Source organism: Acinetobacter johnsonii ANC 3681, from assembly GCF_000368805.1.
In the GTDB taxonomy this organism is placed as follows: Bacteria; Pseudomonadota; Gammaproteobacteria; order Pseudomonadales; family Moraxellaceae; genus Acinetobacter; species Acinetobacter johnsonii.
Genome location: NZ_KB849703.1, coordinates 43765 through 57068, shown reverse-complemented (window position 1 = coordinate 57068; position 13304 = coordinate 43765). Strand labels below are relative to the sequence as shown.

The following is a 13304-nucleotide window of genomic DNA, read 5'->3' as shown; positions in this document are numbered from 1 at the left end:
CGGGTTAATTAACGCTCTAAGTTAATTAGGCCGCTTTTTTAGAGGTTTATGCACATGGCTATTGGTTTAGTCGGTCGCAAGTGCGGTATGACACGTATCTTTACAGATGCTGGTGTTTCTGTGCCTGTTACAGTGATTGAGGTTGATCCTAACCGCATCACTCAAATCAAAACGCTTGAAACTGATGGTTATCAAGCGATTCAAATCACTACTGGTGAACGTCGCGAATCTCGCGTAACTAACGCTCAGAAAGGTCACTTCGCGAAAGCGGGTGTTGCTGCTGGTCGTCTAGTTCAAGAATTCCGTGCAACAGAAGCTGATCTTGAAGGTCGTGAAGTTGGTGGAACTATCGGTGTAGACATGTTCACAGTTGGTCAAGTTGTTGACGTAACTGGTCAGTCGAAAGGTAAAGGTTTCCAAGGTGGTGTTAAGCGTTGGAACTTCCGTACGCAAGATGCGACTCACGGTAACTCACTTTCTCACCGTGTTCTGGGTTCTACAGGTCAAAACCAGACTCCTGGTCGCGTGTTCAAAGGCAAAAAAATGGCTGGCCATTTGGGTGCTGAGCGCGTAACTGTACAGGGTCTAGAAATTGTATCTATCGACGCAGAACGTTCAGTTTTAGTAGTGAAAGGTGCGATTCCTGGCGCTACTGGTGGTGACGTAACTGTTCGTCCTACGATCAAGGCCTGAGGGGAAATAACGTGAATTTAAATACTGTTTCCGGCTCTGCTGTTGAATTATCAGAAGTTGCGTTCGGTCGTGAATTCAATGAAGCTCTTGTACACCAGGTTGTTACAGCTTATTTAGCTGGTGGCCGTCAAGGTTCAAAAGCTCAGAAATCACGTGCAGACGTTTCTGGCGGTGGCAAAAAGCCATTCCGTCAAAAAGGTACTGGTCGCGCTCGTGCTGGTTCTATTCGTAGCCCAATCTGGGTAGGTGGTGGTAAAACTTTTGCTGCTCGCCCACAAGATTGGTCTCAAAAAGTTAACCGCAAAATGTATCGCGGTGCAATGCAATGTATCTTAGCTGAACTTGTTCGCCAAGATCGTCTTGTATTGGTTGAAGAGTTTGCTGTTGCTGCTCCAAAAACTAAAGAGTTGCTTGCAAAACTTAACGACTTGAATGCTACTCGTGCATTGATCGTTACAGAATCTGTAGATGAGAATCTATATCTTGCAGCGCGCAACATTCCACACGTTGATGTGGTTGATGCTGCTGCTATCGATCCTGTTAGCTTGATTGCGTTCGATAAAGTTGTTATGTCTGTAGCTGCTGCTAAGAAAATTGAGGTAGAACTCGGATGAACAACGAACGTATCTATCAAGTCCTACAAGGACCTGTATTCTCAGAAAAAGCACAAGTTTTAGGCGAAACTGCTGGTGTTCAAGTTTTCAAAGTTGCACTTGATGCAAACAAACTTGAAATCAAAAAAGCTGTTGAGCAATTGTTTGGTGTTCAAGTTGTTAAAGTTAACACAACGATCACTAAAGGTAAGACTAAACGCTTTGGTAAAACATTAGGACGTCGTTCTGATGTTAAAAAAGCATACGTCACCCTGAAAGCTGGCCAAGATGTTGAAATGGCTGACTTGGGCGATACCGCTGAAAGCGCAGCGGAATAAGGACGAGAATTATGCCAATTCAAAAATGTAAGCCAACGTCTCCTGGACGTCGCTTTGTAGAGAAAGTCGTTCACGACCATCTTCACAAAGGTGCGCCTTATGCTCCGTTGGTTGAAGCTAAAAAACGTACTGGTGGTCGTAATAACAACGGTCACATCACGACTCGTCACGTTGGTGGCGGTCACAAGCAGCACTACCGTCTAGTTGACTTTAAACGTAACAAAGATGGTATTCCTGCAACTGTAGAGCGTATTGAATACGATCCTAACCGTACAGCACACATTGCACTAGTATTGTATGCTGATGGTGAGCGTCGCTACATCATCGCGCCTAAAGGCCTTCGCGCTGGCGATAAAGTTCAATCTGGTAACGATGCTCCAATTCGTCCAGGTAACTGTTTACCGCTTCGCAACATGCCTATCGGTTCTACTCTTCACAACATCGAACTTAAAATCGGTAAAGGCGCGCAATTAGCTCGTTCTGCTGGTACTTCAGTTCAGTTGTTGGGTCGTGACGGTTCTTACGCTATCGTTCGTTTACGTTCTGGTGAAATGCGTAAAATTCACGTTGAGTGCCGTGCAGTTCTTGGTGAAGTTTCTAACCAAGAAAGCAACCTTCGTTCACTTGGTAAAGCAGGTGCAGCACGCTGGCGTGGCGTTCGTCCTACCGTTCGTGGTATGGCGATGAACCCAGTAGATCACCCGCACGGTGGTGGTGAAGGTCGTAGCAAAGGTATTCAACCTGTAAGCCCATGGGGTCAAAAAGCTAAAGGGTACAAGACACGTACCAATAAGCGTACGACTAAGATGATTATTCGCGACCGTCGCGTTAAGTAACAAGTAAAGGAATCTGACAATGCCTCGTTCTCTGAAAAAAGGCCCATTCGTCGATGCGCACTTGTTCGCTAAGGTTGAAGCGGCTATCGCGGCTAATAACCGTAAGCCGATCAAAACTTGGTCGCGTCGTTCGATGATCCTCCCAGATTTTGTTGGTTTAACAATTTCTGTACATAATGGCCGTAACCATGTTCCAGTGATCGTATCTGAACATATGGTTGGTCACAAACTTGGTGAATTCGCGCCAACTCGTACCTATCGTGGTCACGGTGTTGACAAGAAATCTAAACGTTAAGGTGCTATGATGGAAGTTACTGCTAAATTACGCGGTGCCGCTATCTCGGCACAAAAAACTCGTTTGGTTGCAGACCTAATCCGTGGCAAATCTGTTGCTCACGCGCTTAATATTCTCAACTTCAGCAACAAAAAAGCTGCAGTTTTGGTTAAAAAAGCATTGGAATCTGCAATTGCAAACGCTGAACACAATAACAGTTTAGATGTAGACGACCTTAAGGTTACTACGATTTACGTTGATGAAGGCACTAGCCTTAAGCGTATTATGCCACGTGCTAAAGGCCGTGCAGATCGTATTACTAAGCGTACTTGTCACATTACCGTTAAGGTAGGGGTTTGATATGGGTCAGAAGGTTCATCCAATCGGTATCCGCCTTGGTGTTGTAAAACGTCATAACGCCAACTGGTATGCGAGTCCGAAACAATACGCTGAATACTTGCTTAAAGATCTTCAAGTTCGTGAGTTTTTAACTAAAAAACTTAAGAATGCAATGATCAGCAATATTCTTATCGAACGTCCTACGGGCGCTGCTAAAGTAACTATTAGCACTGCACGTCCTGGTATCGTTATCGGTAAAAAAGGCGAAGACATTGAAAAATTACAGCGTGAACTTACTCAAATTATGGGTATTCCAGCGCAAGTAAGTATCAATGAAATCGATCGCCCAGACTTAGACGCTCGTTTAGTTGCTGAAGCTATCGCTTCTCAATTAGAAAAACGTGTAATGTTCCGTCGTGCTATGAAGCGTGCGGTTCAAAACACAATGCGTGCTGGTGCTAAAGGTATCAAAGTTGAAGTATCAGGCCGTTTAGGTGGTGCTGAGATTGCTCGTACTGAGTGGTATCGTGAAGGTCGCGTACCTTTGCATACACTTCGTGCAGACATCGATTATTCAACTATGCGTGCTGAAACGACTTACGGTACGATTGGTGTTAAAGTTTGGATCTTCCGTGGTGAGATCTTGGGTGGCATGAAACAAGTCATGAACCCAGTTCCAGCTGAAGAACGTCCAGCTAAACGCGGTCGTGGTCGTGGTGAAGGTCAAGAGCGTCGTGGTCGTCGCAATGATCGTTCTGCTGAAAAAGGAGAATAATCCATGTTACAACCTAAACGTACTAAATTCCGTAAAGTGCAGAAAGGCCGTAACACTGGTCTAGCTCACCGCGGTAGCTCGGTATCTTTTGGTACAATCGCACTTAAATCTGTTGAGCGTGGTCAAATGACTGCTCGTCAAATTGAAGCAGCGCGTCGTACAATCAGCCGTCGTATTAAACGTGGTGGTAAGATCTTTATCCGTGTTTTCCCAGACAAGCCGATTACTTCTAAGCCTCTTGAAGTGCGTATGGGTAAAGGTAAAGGTTCTGTGGAGTACTGGGTTTGTCAAATCAAACCAGGTAAAGTCTTGTACGAAATTGATGGTGTTAACGAAGAATTGGCTCGCGAAGCGTTTACGCTTGCAGCTGCTAAACTTCCGTTTAAAACCACTATCGTGACTCGGACGGTAATGTAATGAAAACTAAAGATCTACGTGAAAAGTCGGTAGAAGAGTTGACAGCTTTGCTTGATGAGCAACAGCTTAACCAATTCCGTCTTCGTATGGCAAAAGCAACTGGTCAATTGGGTAAATCGCACGAAGTTGCACTTACTCGTAAGACAATTGCTCGTATTAAGACACTCCTTACCGAAAAACAGGGGAACGGACAATGAGTGAACAAACAGTTCGCACGTTAACCGGCAAAGTAGTAAGCGACAAAATGGACAAGTCTATTGTTGTACTTATCGAACGCCGCGTTCAACACCCGTTGTATGGCAAATCAATCCGCCGTTCAACTAAATTACATGCTCACGATGAGAACAACACAGCTAAAACTGGCGACGTTGTGACTATCAAAGAAAGCCGCCCAATTTCTAAAACTAAGTCTTGGACTCTAGTTGAAGTTGTTGAAGCTGCTGCTGAGTAATTAGACGTATCTGTTGCATCATCGGTTAATTTCGAGTACTCTTTGAGCCTTTCGAAATTGTGACCGGTGATGCTCGGTTTTGGAGTAGGGCAATGATTCAAACCGAAAGTATGCTAGACGTAGCAGACAATAGTGGTGCTCGCCGCGTACAATGTATTAAAGTACTTGGTGGTTCACACCGTCGTTATGCTTCTGTTGGCGACATTATTAAAGTTACTGTAAAAGAAGCTATTCCACGCGCACGTGTTAAAAAAGGTGACGTGATGAATGCTGTTGTAGTTCGTACAAAATTCGGTATCCGTCGTCCAGACGGTTCAGTGATTCGTTTCGACGATAACGCTGCTGTTATTTTGAACAACAACAAAGCGCCGATTGCAACTCGTATTTTCGGACCAGTGACTCGTGAACTTCGTACTGAACAGTTCATGAAAATTATTTCACTGGCTCCTGAAGTTCTATAAGAGGCAATCATGGCTAAGATTAAAAAAGGCGATCAAGTTATTGTGATCGCAGGTAAAGAAAAAGGCAAACAGGGTACTGTTCTGTCTGTTTCAAATGACCGTGTTATGGTTGAAGGCCTTAACTTGGTTAAGAAGCATCAAAAGCCGAACCGTGCAACAGGTGCTGAAGGCGCTGTAGTTACACAAGAAGCTTCGCTTCATATCTCTAACGTGGCAATTTTTAATGCTACAACCCAAAAGGCTGACCGTGTTGGTTACCAAGTGACTGAAGGCGTGAAAACTCGCGTTTACAAGTCAAATGGTGAATCAGTGGCGGTAGCGAAGTAATAGGTTGAAAAGGCAATGGCCAGACTTAAAACGCGTTACAACGACGAACTTAAGGCTCAATTACAAGAGACTTTAGCCGTTAAAAATGTGATGGATATTCCTCGCATTACTAAAATCACGATCAACATGGGTGTTGGCGCAGCTGCTGCTGACAAAAAACTCCTTGATGGTGCTCTTGCTGATATGCAAGCTATCGCTGGTCAAAAACCAGTTCTTACGTTAGCTCGCAAATCAATCGCTGGTTTCAAAATCCGTGATGGTTGGCCGATTGGTTGTAAAGTTACTTTACGCGGCGAACGCATGTACGAATTCTTAGACCGTCTAATCTCGATTGCGATCCCTCGTATCCGTGACTTCCGTGGTTTCTCTGCGAAATCATTTGACGGTCGTGGCAACTACTCAATGGGTCTTAAGGAACAAATCATGTTCCCTGAAATCGATTTTGATAAGATTGATCGTATTCGTGGTATGGATATTACCATCACTACGACTGCTCGCACCGATGACGAAGGCCGTGCGCTTATGCGTGCATTCGGCTTCCCGTTCAAATAAGAGGTCGATATGGCTAAGAAAAGTATGATTAATCGCGAATTGAAACGCGAAGCTACTGTTGCTAAATACGCTGCAAAACGTGCTGAATTAAAAGCTGTTATTGCAAACGTAAATGCTAGCGACGAAGAGCGTTTCGAAGCGATGATGAAATTCCAAGCATTACCACGTAATGCGTCTCCAGTACGTTTACGTAACCGTTGTGGTTTAACTGGTCGTCCTCATGGTTACTTCCGTAAGTTCGGTTTAAGCCGTAACAAATTACGCGATACAGTAATGCAAGGTGATGTACCGGGCGTTGTTAAGGCAAGCTGGTAAGGAGCGCTATAGATGAGTATGCAAGATACCGTTGCCGACATGTTAACTCGTGTTCGTAACGCGCAAATGGCAAAGAAACAAACCGTTTCTATGCCTAACTCTAAGTTGAAGGTTGCTATTGCAAACGTTCTTCAACAAGAAGGTTACATTTCAAACGTAGAAGTTGCGGATGCTGAAGGCAAAGCAACTCTTACTTTGACTTTAAAGTATTTCGAAGGCAAACCAGTTATCGAAACTGTGAAACGCGTAAGCCGTCCAGGTTTACGTCAGTATCGCGGTAAAGATGCACTTCCGAGCGTTAAGCAAGGTTTAGGTATTGCAATTGTTTCTACAAGTAAAGGCATCATGACTGATCGCGCTGCACGTGCTGCAGGTATCGGTGGTGAAGTTATTGCTTTTGTTTCTTAATAGGTGATTCCTCATGTCTCGTGTGGCTAAAGCCCCAGTAACTGTACCTAACGGTGTAACAGTTACTCAGAACGGCCGGCAGGTCGAAGTGAAAGGTAGCAAAGGTACTTTGTCTTTCACCCTGCATGCGCTGGTCGAGCTTAAACAGGAAGACGGTATTTTAGCGATTGCTCCAAAAGCTGAGTCGAAAGACGCTTGGATGCAAGCTGGTACTGCTCGCGCTGTGCTTAACAACCTTGTAAAAGGTGTGAGCGAAGGCTTCGAACGTAAGTTACAACTTATCGGTGTTGGTTATAAAGCTGCGGTTAAAGGTAACATTGTTAACCTTAACCTTGGTTTCTCTCACCCGATCGACTATACGCTTCCTGAAGGTGTAACTGCTGAAACTCCTACAGCAACTGAAATTGTTCTTAAATCTGCTGATAAAGCACGTTTAGGCCAGGTTGCTGCAGATATCCGTGGTTACCGTCCACCAGAGCCTTATAAAGGTAAAGGTGTTCGTTATTCTGACGAAGTTGTACTTCGTAAAGAAGCTAAGAAGAAATAAGGCGCGAGGTTCTTATGAACGAAAAGAAACAATCCCGTTTGCGTCGTGCGAAAAGCACACGCTTGCACATCCGTGCGTTGGGTGCGACTCGTTTGTGTGTAAACCGCACTCCGCGTCACATCTACGCTCAAGTTATTTCAGCAGATGGTGGCAAAGTTTTAGCGCAAGCTTCAACTTTAGATGCTACTTTACGTGCTGGCACAACTGGTAACGTTGAAGCAGCTACTAAAGTAGGTGCTTTAATCGCAGAACGCGCTAAAGCAGCTGGTGTTACTAAAGTTGCATTTGACCGTTCTGGTTTCAAATATCATGGTCGTATCAAAGCCTTGGCTGATGCTGCTCGTGAAAACGGCTTGGAGTTCTAATCATGGCTAAAGTTGAACAAAACGAAGGTCTTGTTGAAAAGCTGGTTGCCGTTGATCGTGTAGCCAAAGTTGTTAAGGGTGGTCGTATCTTCTCTTTCACAGCATTGACTGTGGTTGGTGATGGTAATGGTCGTGTAGGTTTTGGTCGTGGTAAAGCACGTGAAGTTCCAGCTGCTATTTCTAAAGCACTTGAAGCTGCTCGTCGCAACATGATTACTGTTGACCTTGTTAACGGTACTGTACAGCACCCTATTAACGCGCGTCACGGTGCAAGCCGTGTTTACATGCAGCCTGCTTCTGAAGGTACTGGTGTAATCGCTGGTGGTGCTATGCGTGCAGTTTTAGAAGCTGTAGGCGTACGTAACGTATTAACAAAATGTTATGGTTCTACTAACGCTGCAAACGTAGTAAACGCGACTTTTAACGGTCTGCGTGATATGACTTCTCCTGAGAAGGTTGCTGCGAAACGTGGTCTTACAGTAGAACAAATTCAAGGGTAATCAATCATGAAAACGATTAAAGTTACCCAGACTAAATCTTCTGCGCATCGCTTGAAAAATCACAAGCTTAGCCTACAAGGTTTAGGTCTGCGTCGTATTGGTCATACTGTAGAAGTGCAAGATACGCCTTCTAACCGTGGTATGATCAACCAAGTCTACTATATGGTTAGTGTAGAGGAATAAGCCATGACTCTGCGTTTAAATGAGCTTGCACCTGCTGAAGGTGCAAAACGTGAAAATCGTCGTCTAGGCCGTGGTATCGGTTCTGGTGTTGGTAAGACTGGTGGCCGTGGTGTCAAAGGTCAGAATTCACGTAAGAGCGGTGGTACTCGTCCAGGCTTTGAAGGCGGTCAAACTGCGTTATATCGTCGTTTACCTAAATTCGGTTTCACTAGCCAAATCGCTTTGAAAACTGCTGAAGTACGTTTATCTGAGCTTACTAAAGTGGAAGGCGACATCGTTAGCCTAGAAACTTTAAAAGCTGCAAACGTTGTACGTAAAGATATGTTACGTGCTCGTATCGTACTTTCTGGTGAAATTACTCGTGCATTCACTGTTCAAGGTGTTGCTGTGACTAAAGGCGCTAAAGCTGCTGTTGAAGCTGCTGGCGGTAAAGTCGAGGAGTAATCGCTAGTGTCTATGTCTCCTAGTTCTTCAGGTCATGTCAATATGATGAAAGGCCAGCCATTTCATGTGAAATACCGTGAAATTATTCGCCGCATGATGTTTCTCATCGGTGCATTATTGGTTTTTCGACTAGGAGCACATATTCCAGTACCAGGCATTAATAATGCCGCACTTGAAAATCTTTTTAATGCAAACCAAGGCACGATCCTTGGTTTGTTTAACATGTTTTCAGGTGGTGCATTAGAGCGTATGTCCATTCTTGCTCTTGGGATTATGCCGTACATTTCTGCATCGATTATCGTGCAGTTAATGTCTACAGTTATTCCTTCGCTGGAAGCTTTAAAGAAAGAAGGCGAACAAGGCAAGCGTAAGATTAATCAATATACGCGACAGGGTACATTGTTCCTTGCACTCGTGCAGGCAATTGGGATGTGTGCTGGTCTGATCAGTCAAGGGATTACCTTAACTGCAGGTCTGGCTTTCTACGTACCAGCTGTAACCTCTTTGGTTGCAGGTACAATGTTCTTGATGTGGTTAGGTGAGCAAATTACCGAACGTGGGGTGGGCAATGGTATTTCCATGATCATCTTCGCCGGTATTGTTGCAGGTTTGCCGAATTTAATTCTGCAATCAATATCATCAGTAGATAATGGTCAAACCAGTCTAATCGGCTTGGTAATTTTTGGCGTGTTGTCTCTGGCTGTATTAGCTGCAATTGTGTTTATTGAGAAGGCGCAACGTCGTATTCCAGTAAACTATGCTCAAAAACAACAAGGACGTCGTGTATTTACTGCACAACAGTCACATTTGCCATTAAAAATTAATATGGCGGGTGTGATCCCTGCGATTTTCGCAAGTTCATTGCTTTTGTTCCCTGCGAGCTTAGGGCAATGGGTGGGTAGTGCAGATCCGAATGCGGGTATTATCAAACGTAGTTTGCAAGATTTGGCATTGGTGCTTTCGCCTGGTCAGCCGTTGTATTTGGTGCTCTTTGGTGCGTTAATTATCTTTTTCTGTTACTTTTATACAGCGCTTGTATTTAGCCCGAAAGAAGTATCGGAAAACTTGAAACGCAGCGGGGCTTATGTACCTGGTATTCGTCCAGGTGAGCAAACTGCTCGTTACTTAGATCATATTCTTAACCGTTTGACATTTATTGGCGCGATTTATATCACCATCATTTGCTTAATGCCGATGATTTTACAAAGCTCATTTGGTATTCCATTCTCTTTAGGTGGTACCTCTTTGCTTATTGTTGTGGTGGTAGTGATGGACTTTATGGCTCAGCTGCAAGCACATCTCACCTCGCATCAGTACGATAATCAAACGTTAATGAGAAAAACGACTGCTCATCCTAAGGGATAAGCGCACTTGAGGTTTCATCATGAAAGTACAAGCTTCTGTAAAGAAAATTTGTGGTAGCTGTAAAGTTATCCGTCGTAATGGGGTTATTCGCGTAATTTGTAGCGCAGAACCTCGTCATAAGCAGCGTCAAGGTTAATCTGATCAAGACCTGTTGATTTCAGTAGGCTAATTAGGTTATTATCCGCCCCTCAAGATTTTTGTGGGGCGGTTGATTGTCTTAACTGCCTTTTTGGAGAAAATTGAATGGCTCGTATTGCCGGTGTAAACATTCCGGATAACAAGCATGCTGTTATCTCTCTAACGTACATCTTTGGTGTAGGTCGCCACACTGCTAAGAATATCTTGGCTGCTGTTGGTATTGCGCCGACTACAAAGATCCGTGAATTAGATGACGCTCAGCTTGATGCGATTCGTGCAGAAGTTGCTAAGGTTCCGACCGAAGGTGATTTACGTCGCGAAATTTCCATGAACATTAAACGTTTAATGGATTTAGGCTGCTACCGCGGTCTTCGTCATCGTCGCAGCTTGCCTGTCCGTGGACAACGCACCAAAACTAACGCACGTACCCGTAAAGGTCCGCGCAAACCTATTAAGAAATAAGATTTCTGGAAGCTAAAAGATGGCTAAAGATACTCGCACACGCAAGAAGGTCACTCGTACCGTCTCTGAAGGTGTTGCACACATTCACGCTTCTTTTAATAACACCATTGTGACTATTACCGATCGTCAAGGTAATGCACTGGCTTGGGCTACCTCTGGTGGACAAGGCTTCCGTGGATCACGTAAATCAACTCCGTTTGCTGCTCAGGTAGCTGCTGAAGTTGCTGGTAAAGCTGCTTTAGACTACGGTTTGAAAAACTTGGACGTCCTTGTAAAAGGTCCTGGTCCTGGTCGTGAATCTGCGGTTCGTGCTTTAGGTGCAGTGGGTTATAAAATTAACAGCATTACCGATGTGACGCCAATCCCGCACAACGGTTGCCGTCCACCTAAAAAACGTCGCGTGTAAGGAGAAACATTCATGGCTCGTTATATTGGTCCAAAATGCAAACTCTCTCGCCGCGAAGGGACAGACCTGCAATTAAAATCTGGCGTTAAACCATTTGACGTCAAAACTAAAAAAGCTGCTAAAGCTCCTGGCCAACATGGCGGAGCGCGTGGTGGCAAACAATCTGAGTACTCACTACAATTACGTGAAAAACAAAAAGTACGTCGTATGTACGGTGTTTTAGAGCGTCAATTTAGTAATTACTATAAAGAAGCTGCTCGTGTGAAAGGCGCAACTGGTGAAAACTTGTTGAAACTGCTTGAAAGCCGTCTTGATAACGTCGTTTATCGCATGGGTTTTGGTTCTACACGTGCAGAAGCTCGTCAGCTTGTATCTCACCGCTCGATCACTTTGAATGGCCGTCGTGTTAACATCGCGTCTATCCAAGTTAAAGCTGGTGATGTAATTGCTGTGCATGAAGGTGCTAAACAACAATTGCGTATCAAAAATGCAGTTGAATTAGCTGCACAACGTGGTATTCCTTCTTGGATGGAAATTGACCATTCTAAGTTGGAAGGTACGTTTAAAGCTGCACCAGATCGTTCAGATTTACCTGCTGAAATCAACGAAAGCTTGATTGTAGAATTGTATTCTAAATAATCCTTGAGGTAGCAATATGACGCGTACTGCAAATGAGTTTCTAACTCCGCAAGCGATCAAGGTCGAAGCGGTTAGCGGGACCTCGGCAAAAGTTATTCTAGAACCCTTAGAGCGTGGCTTTGGTCATACTCTGGGCAATGCTTTACGTCGCATCCTTCTTTCTTCTTTACCTGGCGCTGCTGTGGTTGAAGTTGAGATTGAAGGTGTCGAGCACGAGTACAGTACTTTGGAAGGCTTGCAGCAGGACATCGTCGAGCTCTTGCTGAACCTAAAAGGATTGTCTATTAAGCTGTTCGATCAAAATGAAGCTTATTTGACATTAGAGAAACAAGGTCCTGGCGACGTAACTGCCGCTGACCTTCGTTTACCTCATAATGTTGAAGTGGTTAACCCTGAACATTTGATCGGTACTTTAAGTGCTTCAGGCTCATTAAAAATGCGCTTGAAAGTTTCTCAAGGTCGTGGTTATGAAACTTCTGACTCGCGTTTCCCAGAAGGCGAAACTCGCCCTGTAGGTCGCTTACAGTTAGATGCTTCTTATAGCCCAATCAAACGTGTGTCTTACACAGTGGAAAACGCTCGTGTAGAACAACGTACAGACCTTGATAAATTGGTCATTGATCTTGAGACCAACGGTACAGTTGATCCTGAAGAAGCGATCCGCAAAGCGGCAACAATCTTGCAACAACAAATTGCAATTTTTGTTGACCTTCAGAAAGATCAAGCTCCTGTTGCTCAAGAACCTCGTGAAGAAGTTGATCCGATTTTGCTTCGTCCAGTAGATGATCTAGAGCTTACTGTTCGTTCTGCTAACTGTTTGAAAGCAGAAAACATTTACTACATTGGTGATCTTGTACAGCGCACTGAGGTTGAGTTACTCAAAACTCCTAACCTTGGTAAAAAATCGCTTACTGAGATCAAAGATGTTCTGGCTTCAAAAGGCTTACAACTCGGCATGCGTTTAGAGAACTGGCCACCAGCTAGTCTCCGTATGGACGATCGTTTCGCCTATCGTAGCCGTTAATTAAGTAGGACTATCACCATGCGTCATCGTAATAGTGGTGTGAAATTAGGCCGTACAAGCAGCCATCGTAAAGCGATGTTTCAAAACATGGCTAACTCTTTGTTTGAGCACGAGTTGATCAAAACAACTGTGCCTAAAGCAAAAGAGTTACGTCGTGTAGCTGAGCCTTTAATCACTTTAGCTAAAAACGATACTGTTGCAAACCGTCGCTTAGCGTTTGCTCGTACTCGTTCAGCAGCAACTGTTGGTAAATTATTTACCGTTCTTGGCCCTCGTTACAAAGAACGTAACGGCGGTTATCTACGTGTTCTTAAAGCGGGCTTCCGTGCAGGTGATGCTGCGCCGATGGCTTACGTTGAACTAGTAGATCGCGAAGTTAAATAATTTCGTAGAACTGTTCAGTTGTTCTTAGAAAAAGACCAGTGTTTCACTGGTCTTTTTTTATGGGTTTT

General features: G+C 44.3%; 26 protein-coding genes and 1 pseudogene. All 27 read left to right on the top strand.

Annotation, left to right across the window (positions count from 1 at the left end; all coding sequences use genetic code 11):
- The first annotated feature begins 54 nt into the window (after nt 1–54).
- The 27 genes and pseudogenes from rplC (at nt 55) to rplQ (ending at nt 13236) form a co-directional block, all read left to right on the top strand.
- Nucleotides 55–693: a 50S ribosomal protein L3 gene (rplC, locus tag F946_RS00600; protein ID WP_004691328.1), complete on the top strand. Its 639-nt coding sequence runs from the start codon at nt 55–57 to the stop codon at nt 691–693.
- Nucleotides 694–704: 11 nt separating this feature from the next.
- Nucleotides 705–1307, top strand: coding sequence for a 50S ribosomal protein L4 (gene rplD / locus F946_RS00595; RefSeq protein WP_004691326.1), 603 nt, complete (start codon nt 705–707; stop codon nt 1305–1307).
- Entirely contained in the window at nt 1304–1624 is a 321-nt protein-coding gene (gene rplW / locus F946_RS00590) for a 50S ribosomal protein L23 (RefSeq protein WP_004691323.1), read from the top strand. The genes rplD and rplW overlap by 4 nt, the downstream gene beginning before the upstream one ends.
- Before the next feature lie 11 nt (nt 1625–1635).
- The gene (gene rplB, locus F946_RS00585) at nt 1636–2460 is read left to right on the top strand and encodes a 50S ribosomal protein L2 (protein WP_004691322.1); all 825 of its coding nucleotides are present in this window, start codon (nt 1636–1638) and stop codon (nt 2458–2460) included.
- Between the two features lie 19 nt (nt 2461–2479).
- On the top strand, nt 2480–2755 hold the full coding sequence (gene rpsS, locus F946_RS00580) for a 30S ribosomal protein S19 (protein ID WP_004281508.1): 276 nt from the start codon (nt 2480–2482) through the stop codon (nt 2753–2755).
- 9 nt (nt 2756–2764) lie between these two features.
- The gene (gene rplV, locus F946_RS00575) at nt 2765–3094 is read left to right on the top strand and encodes a 50S ribosomal protein L22 (RefSeq protein WP_004691320.1); all 330 of its coding nucleotides are present in this window, start codon (nt 2765–2767) and stop codon (nt 3092–3094) included.
- A gap of 1 nt (nt 3095) precedes the next feature.
- Nucleotides 3096–3912, top strand: a pseudogene (gene rpsC / locus F946_RS00570) (30S ribosomal protein S3).
- Nucleotides 3852–4265 (top strand): 50S ribosomal protein L16, encoded by a 414-nt coding sequence (gene rplP, locus F946_RS00565; protein ID WP_004691317.1) that lies wholly within the window; start codon nt 3852–3854, stop codon nt 4263–4265. The pseudogene rpsC and the gene rplP overlap by 61 nt, the downstream one beginning before the upstream one ends.
- Nucleotides 4265–4462 carry a 50S ribosomal protein L29 gene (gene rpmC / locus F946_RS00560; RefSeq protein WP_004650482.1) on the top strand — a complete coding sequence of 66 codons (198 nt, stop codon included), beginning with the start codon at nt 4265–4267 and terminating at the stop codon, nt 4460–4462. The genes rplP and rpmC overlap by 1 nt, the downstream gene beginning before the upstream one ends.
- Complete coding sequence (rpsQ, locus tag F946_RS00555; protein WP_004691314.1) at nt 4459–4716, top strand: 30S ribosomal protein S17; 258 nt, start codon at nt 4459–4461, stop codon at nt 4714–4716. Before rpmC ends, rpsQ begins: the two co-directional genes overlap by 4 nt.
- A gap of 92 nt (nt 4717–4808) precedes the next feature.
- Nucleotides 4809–5177: a 50S ribosomal protein L14 gene (rplN, locus tag F946_RS00550; protein WP_004657680.1), complete on the top strand. Its 369-nt coding sequence runs from the start codon at nt 4809–4811 to the stop codon at nt 5175–5177.
- 9 nt (nt 5178–5186) lie between these two features.
- Nucleotides 5187–5504, top strand: coding sequence for a 50S ribosomal protein L24 (gene rplX, locus F946_RS00545; protein WP_004691313.1), 318 nt, complete (start codon nt 5187–5189; stop codon nt 5502–5504).
- Nucleotides 5505–5519: 15 nt separating this feature from the next.
- Nucleotides 5520–6056: a 50S ribosomal protein L5 gene (rplE, locus tag F946_RS00540; protein WP_004691311.1), complete on the top strand. Its 537-nt coding sequence runs from the start codon at nt 5520–5522 to the stop codon at nt 6054–6056.
- Between the two features lie 9 nt (nt 6057–6065).
- Nucleotides 6066–6371: a 30S ribosomal protein S14 gene (gene rpsN, locus F946_RS00535; RefSeq protein WP_004691309.1), complete on the top strand. Its 306-nt coding sequence runs from the start codon at nt 6066–6068 to the stop codon at nt 6369–6371.
- Between the two features lie 12 nt (nt 6372–6383).
- A complete protein-coding gene (gene rpsH, locus F946_RS00530) occupies nt 6384–6779 on the top strand; it encodes a 30S ribosomal protein S8 (RefSeq protein WP_004691308.1) in 396 nt (131 codons plus the stop codon).
- A gap of 13 nt (nt 6780–6792) precedes the next feature.
- A complete protein-coding gene (rplF, locus tag F946_RS00525) occupies nt 6793–7326 on the top strand; it encodes a 50S ribosomal protein L6 (protein WP_004691306.1) in 534 nt (177 codons plus the stop codon).
- A gap of 14 nt (nt 7327–7340) precedes the next feature.
- Nucleotides 7341–7691 (top strand): 50S ribosomal protein L18, encoded by a 351-nt coding sequence (gene rplR / locus F946_RS00520; RefSeq protein ID WP_004650473.1) that lies wholly within the window; start codon nt 7341–7343, stop codon nt 7689–7691.
- A 2-nt stretch (nt 7692–7693) separates the two neighbouring features.
- Nucleotides 7694–8191 carry a 30S ribosomal protein S5 gene (gene rpsE / locus F946_RS00515; RefSeq protein ID WP_004691304.1) on the top strand — a complete coding sequence of 166 codons (498 nt, stop codon included), beginning with the start codon at nt 7694–7696 and terminating at the stop codon, nt 8189–8191.
- A 6-nt stretch (nt 8192–8197) separates the two neighbouring features.
- Nucleotides 8198–8374, top strand: coding sequence for a 50S ribosomal protein L30 (gene rpmD, locus F946_RS00510; RefSeq protein ID WP_004691302.1), 177 nt, complete (start codon nt 8198–8200; stop codon nt 8372–8374).
- A gap of 3 nt (nt 8375–8377) precedes the next feature.
- Nucleotides 8378–8818, top strand: coding sequence for a 50S ribosomal protein L15 (gene rplO / locus F946_RS00505; RefSeq protein WP_004691300.1), 441 nt, complete (start codon nt 8378–8380; stop codon nt 8816–8818).
- A 45-nt stretch (nt 8819–8863) separates the two neighbouring features.
- Nucleotides 8864–10183, top strand: coding sequence for a preprotein translocase subunit SecY (secY, locus tag F946_RS00500; protein ID WP_171054269.1), 1320 nt, complete (start codon nt 8864–8866; stop codon nt 10181–10183).
- 19 nt (nt 10184–10202) lie between these two features.
- Nucleotides 10203–10319 (top strand): 50S ribosomal protein L36, encoded by a 117-nt coding sequence (rpmJ, locus tag F946_RS16935; protein WP_000867907.1) that lies wholly within the window; start codon nt 10203–10205, stop codon nt 10317–10319.
- Between the two features lie 107 nt (nt 10320–10426).
- A complete protein-coding gene (gene rpsM, locus F946_RS00495) occupies nt 10427–10783 on the top strand; it encodes a 30S ribosomal protein S13 (protein ID WP_004691296.1) in 357 nt (118 codons plus the stop codon).
- Nucleotides 10784–10802: 19 nt separating this feature from the next.
- Nucleotides 10803–11189, top strand: coding sequence for a 30S ribosomal protein S11 (gene rpsK, locus F946_RS00490; protein ID WP_001040166.1), 387 nt, complete (start codon nt 10803–10805; stop codon nt 11187–11189).
- A gap of 12 nt (nt 11190–11201) precedes the next feature.
- Nucleotides 11202–11828 (top strand): 30S ribosomal protein S4, encoded by a 627-nt coding sequence (rpsD, locus tag F946_RS00485; protein ID WP_004691294.1) that lies wholly within the window; start codon nt 11202–11204, stop codon nt 11826–11828.
- Nucleotides 11829–11844: 16 nt separating this feature from the next.
- Nucleotides 11845–12852 carry a DNA-directed RNA polymerase subunit alpha gene (locus F946_RS00480; protein ID WP_004691292.1) on the top strand — a complete coding sequence of 336 codons (1008 nt, stop codon included), beginning with the start codon at nt 11845–11847 and terminating at the stop codon, nt 12850–12852.
- Between the two features lie 18 nt (nt 12853–12870).
- Nucleotides 12871–13236 carry a 50S ribosomal protein L17 gene (gene rplQ, locus F946_RS00475; RefSeq protein ID WP_004691290.1) on the top strand — a complete coding sequence of 122 codons (366 nt, stop codon included), beginning with the start codon at nt 12871–12873 and terminating at the stop codon, nt 13234–13236.
- Nucleotides 13237–13304 lie beyond the last annotated feature (68 nt).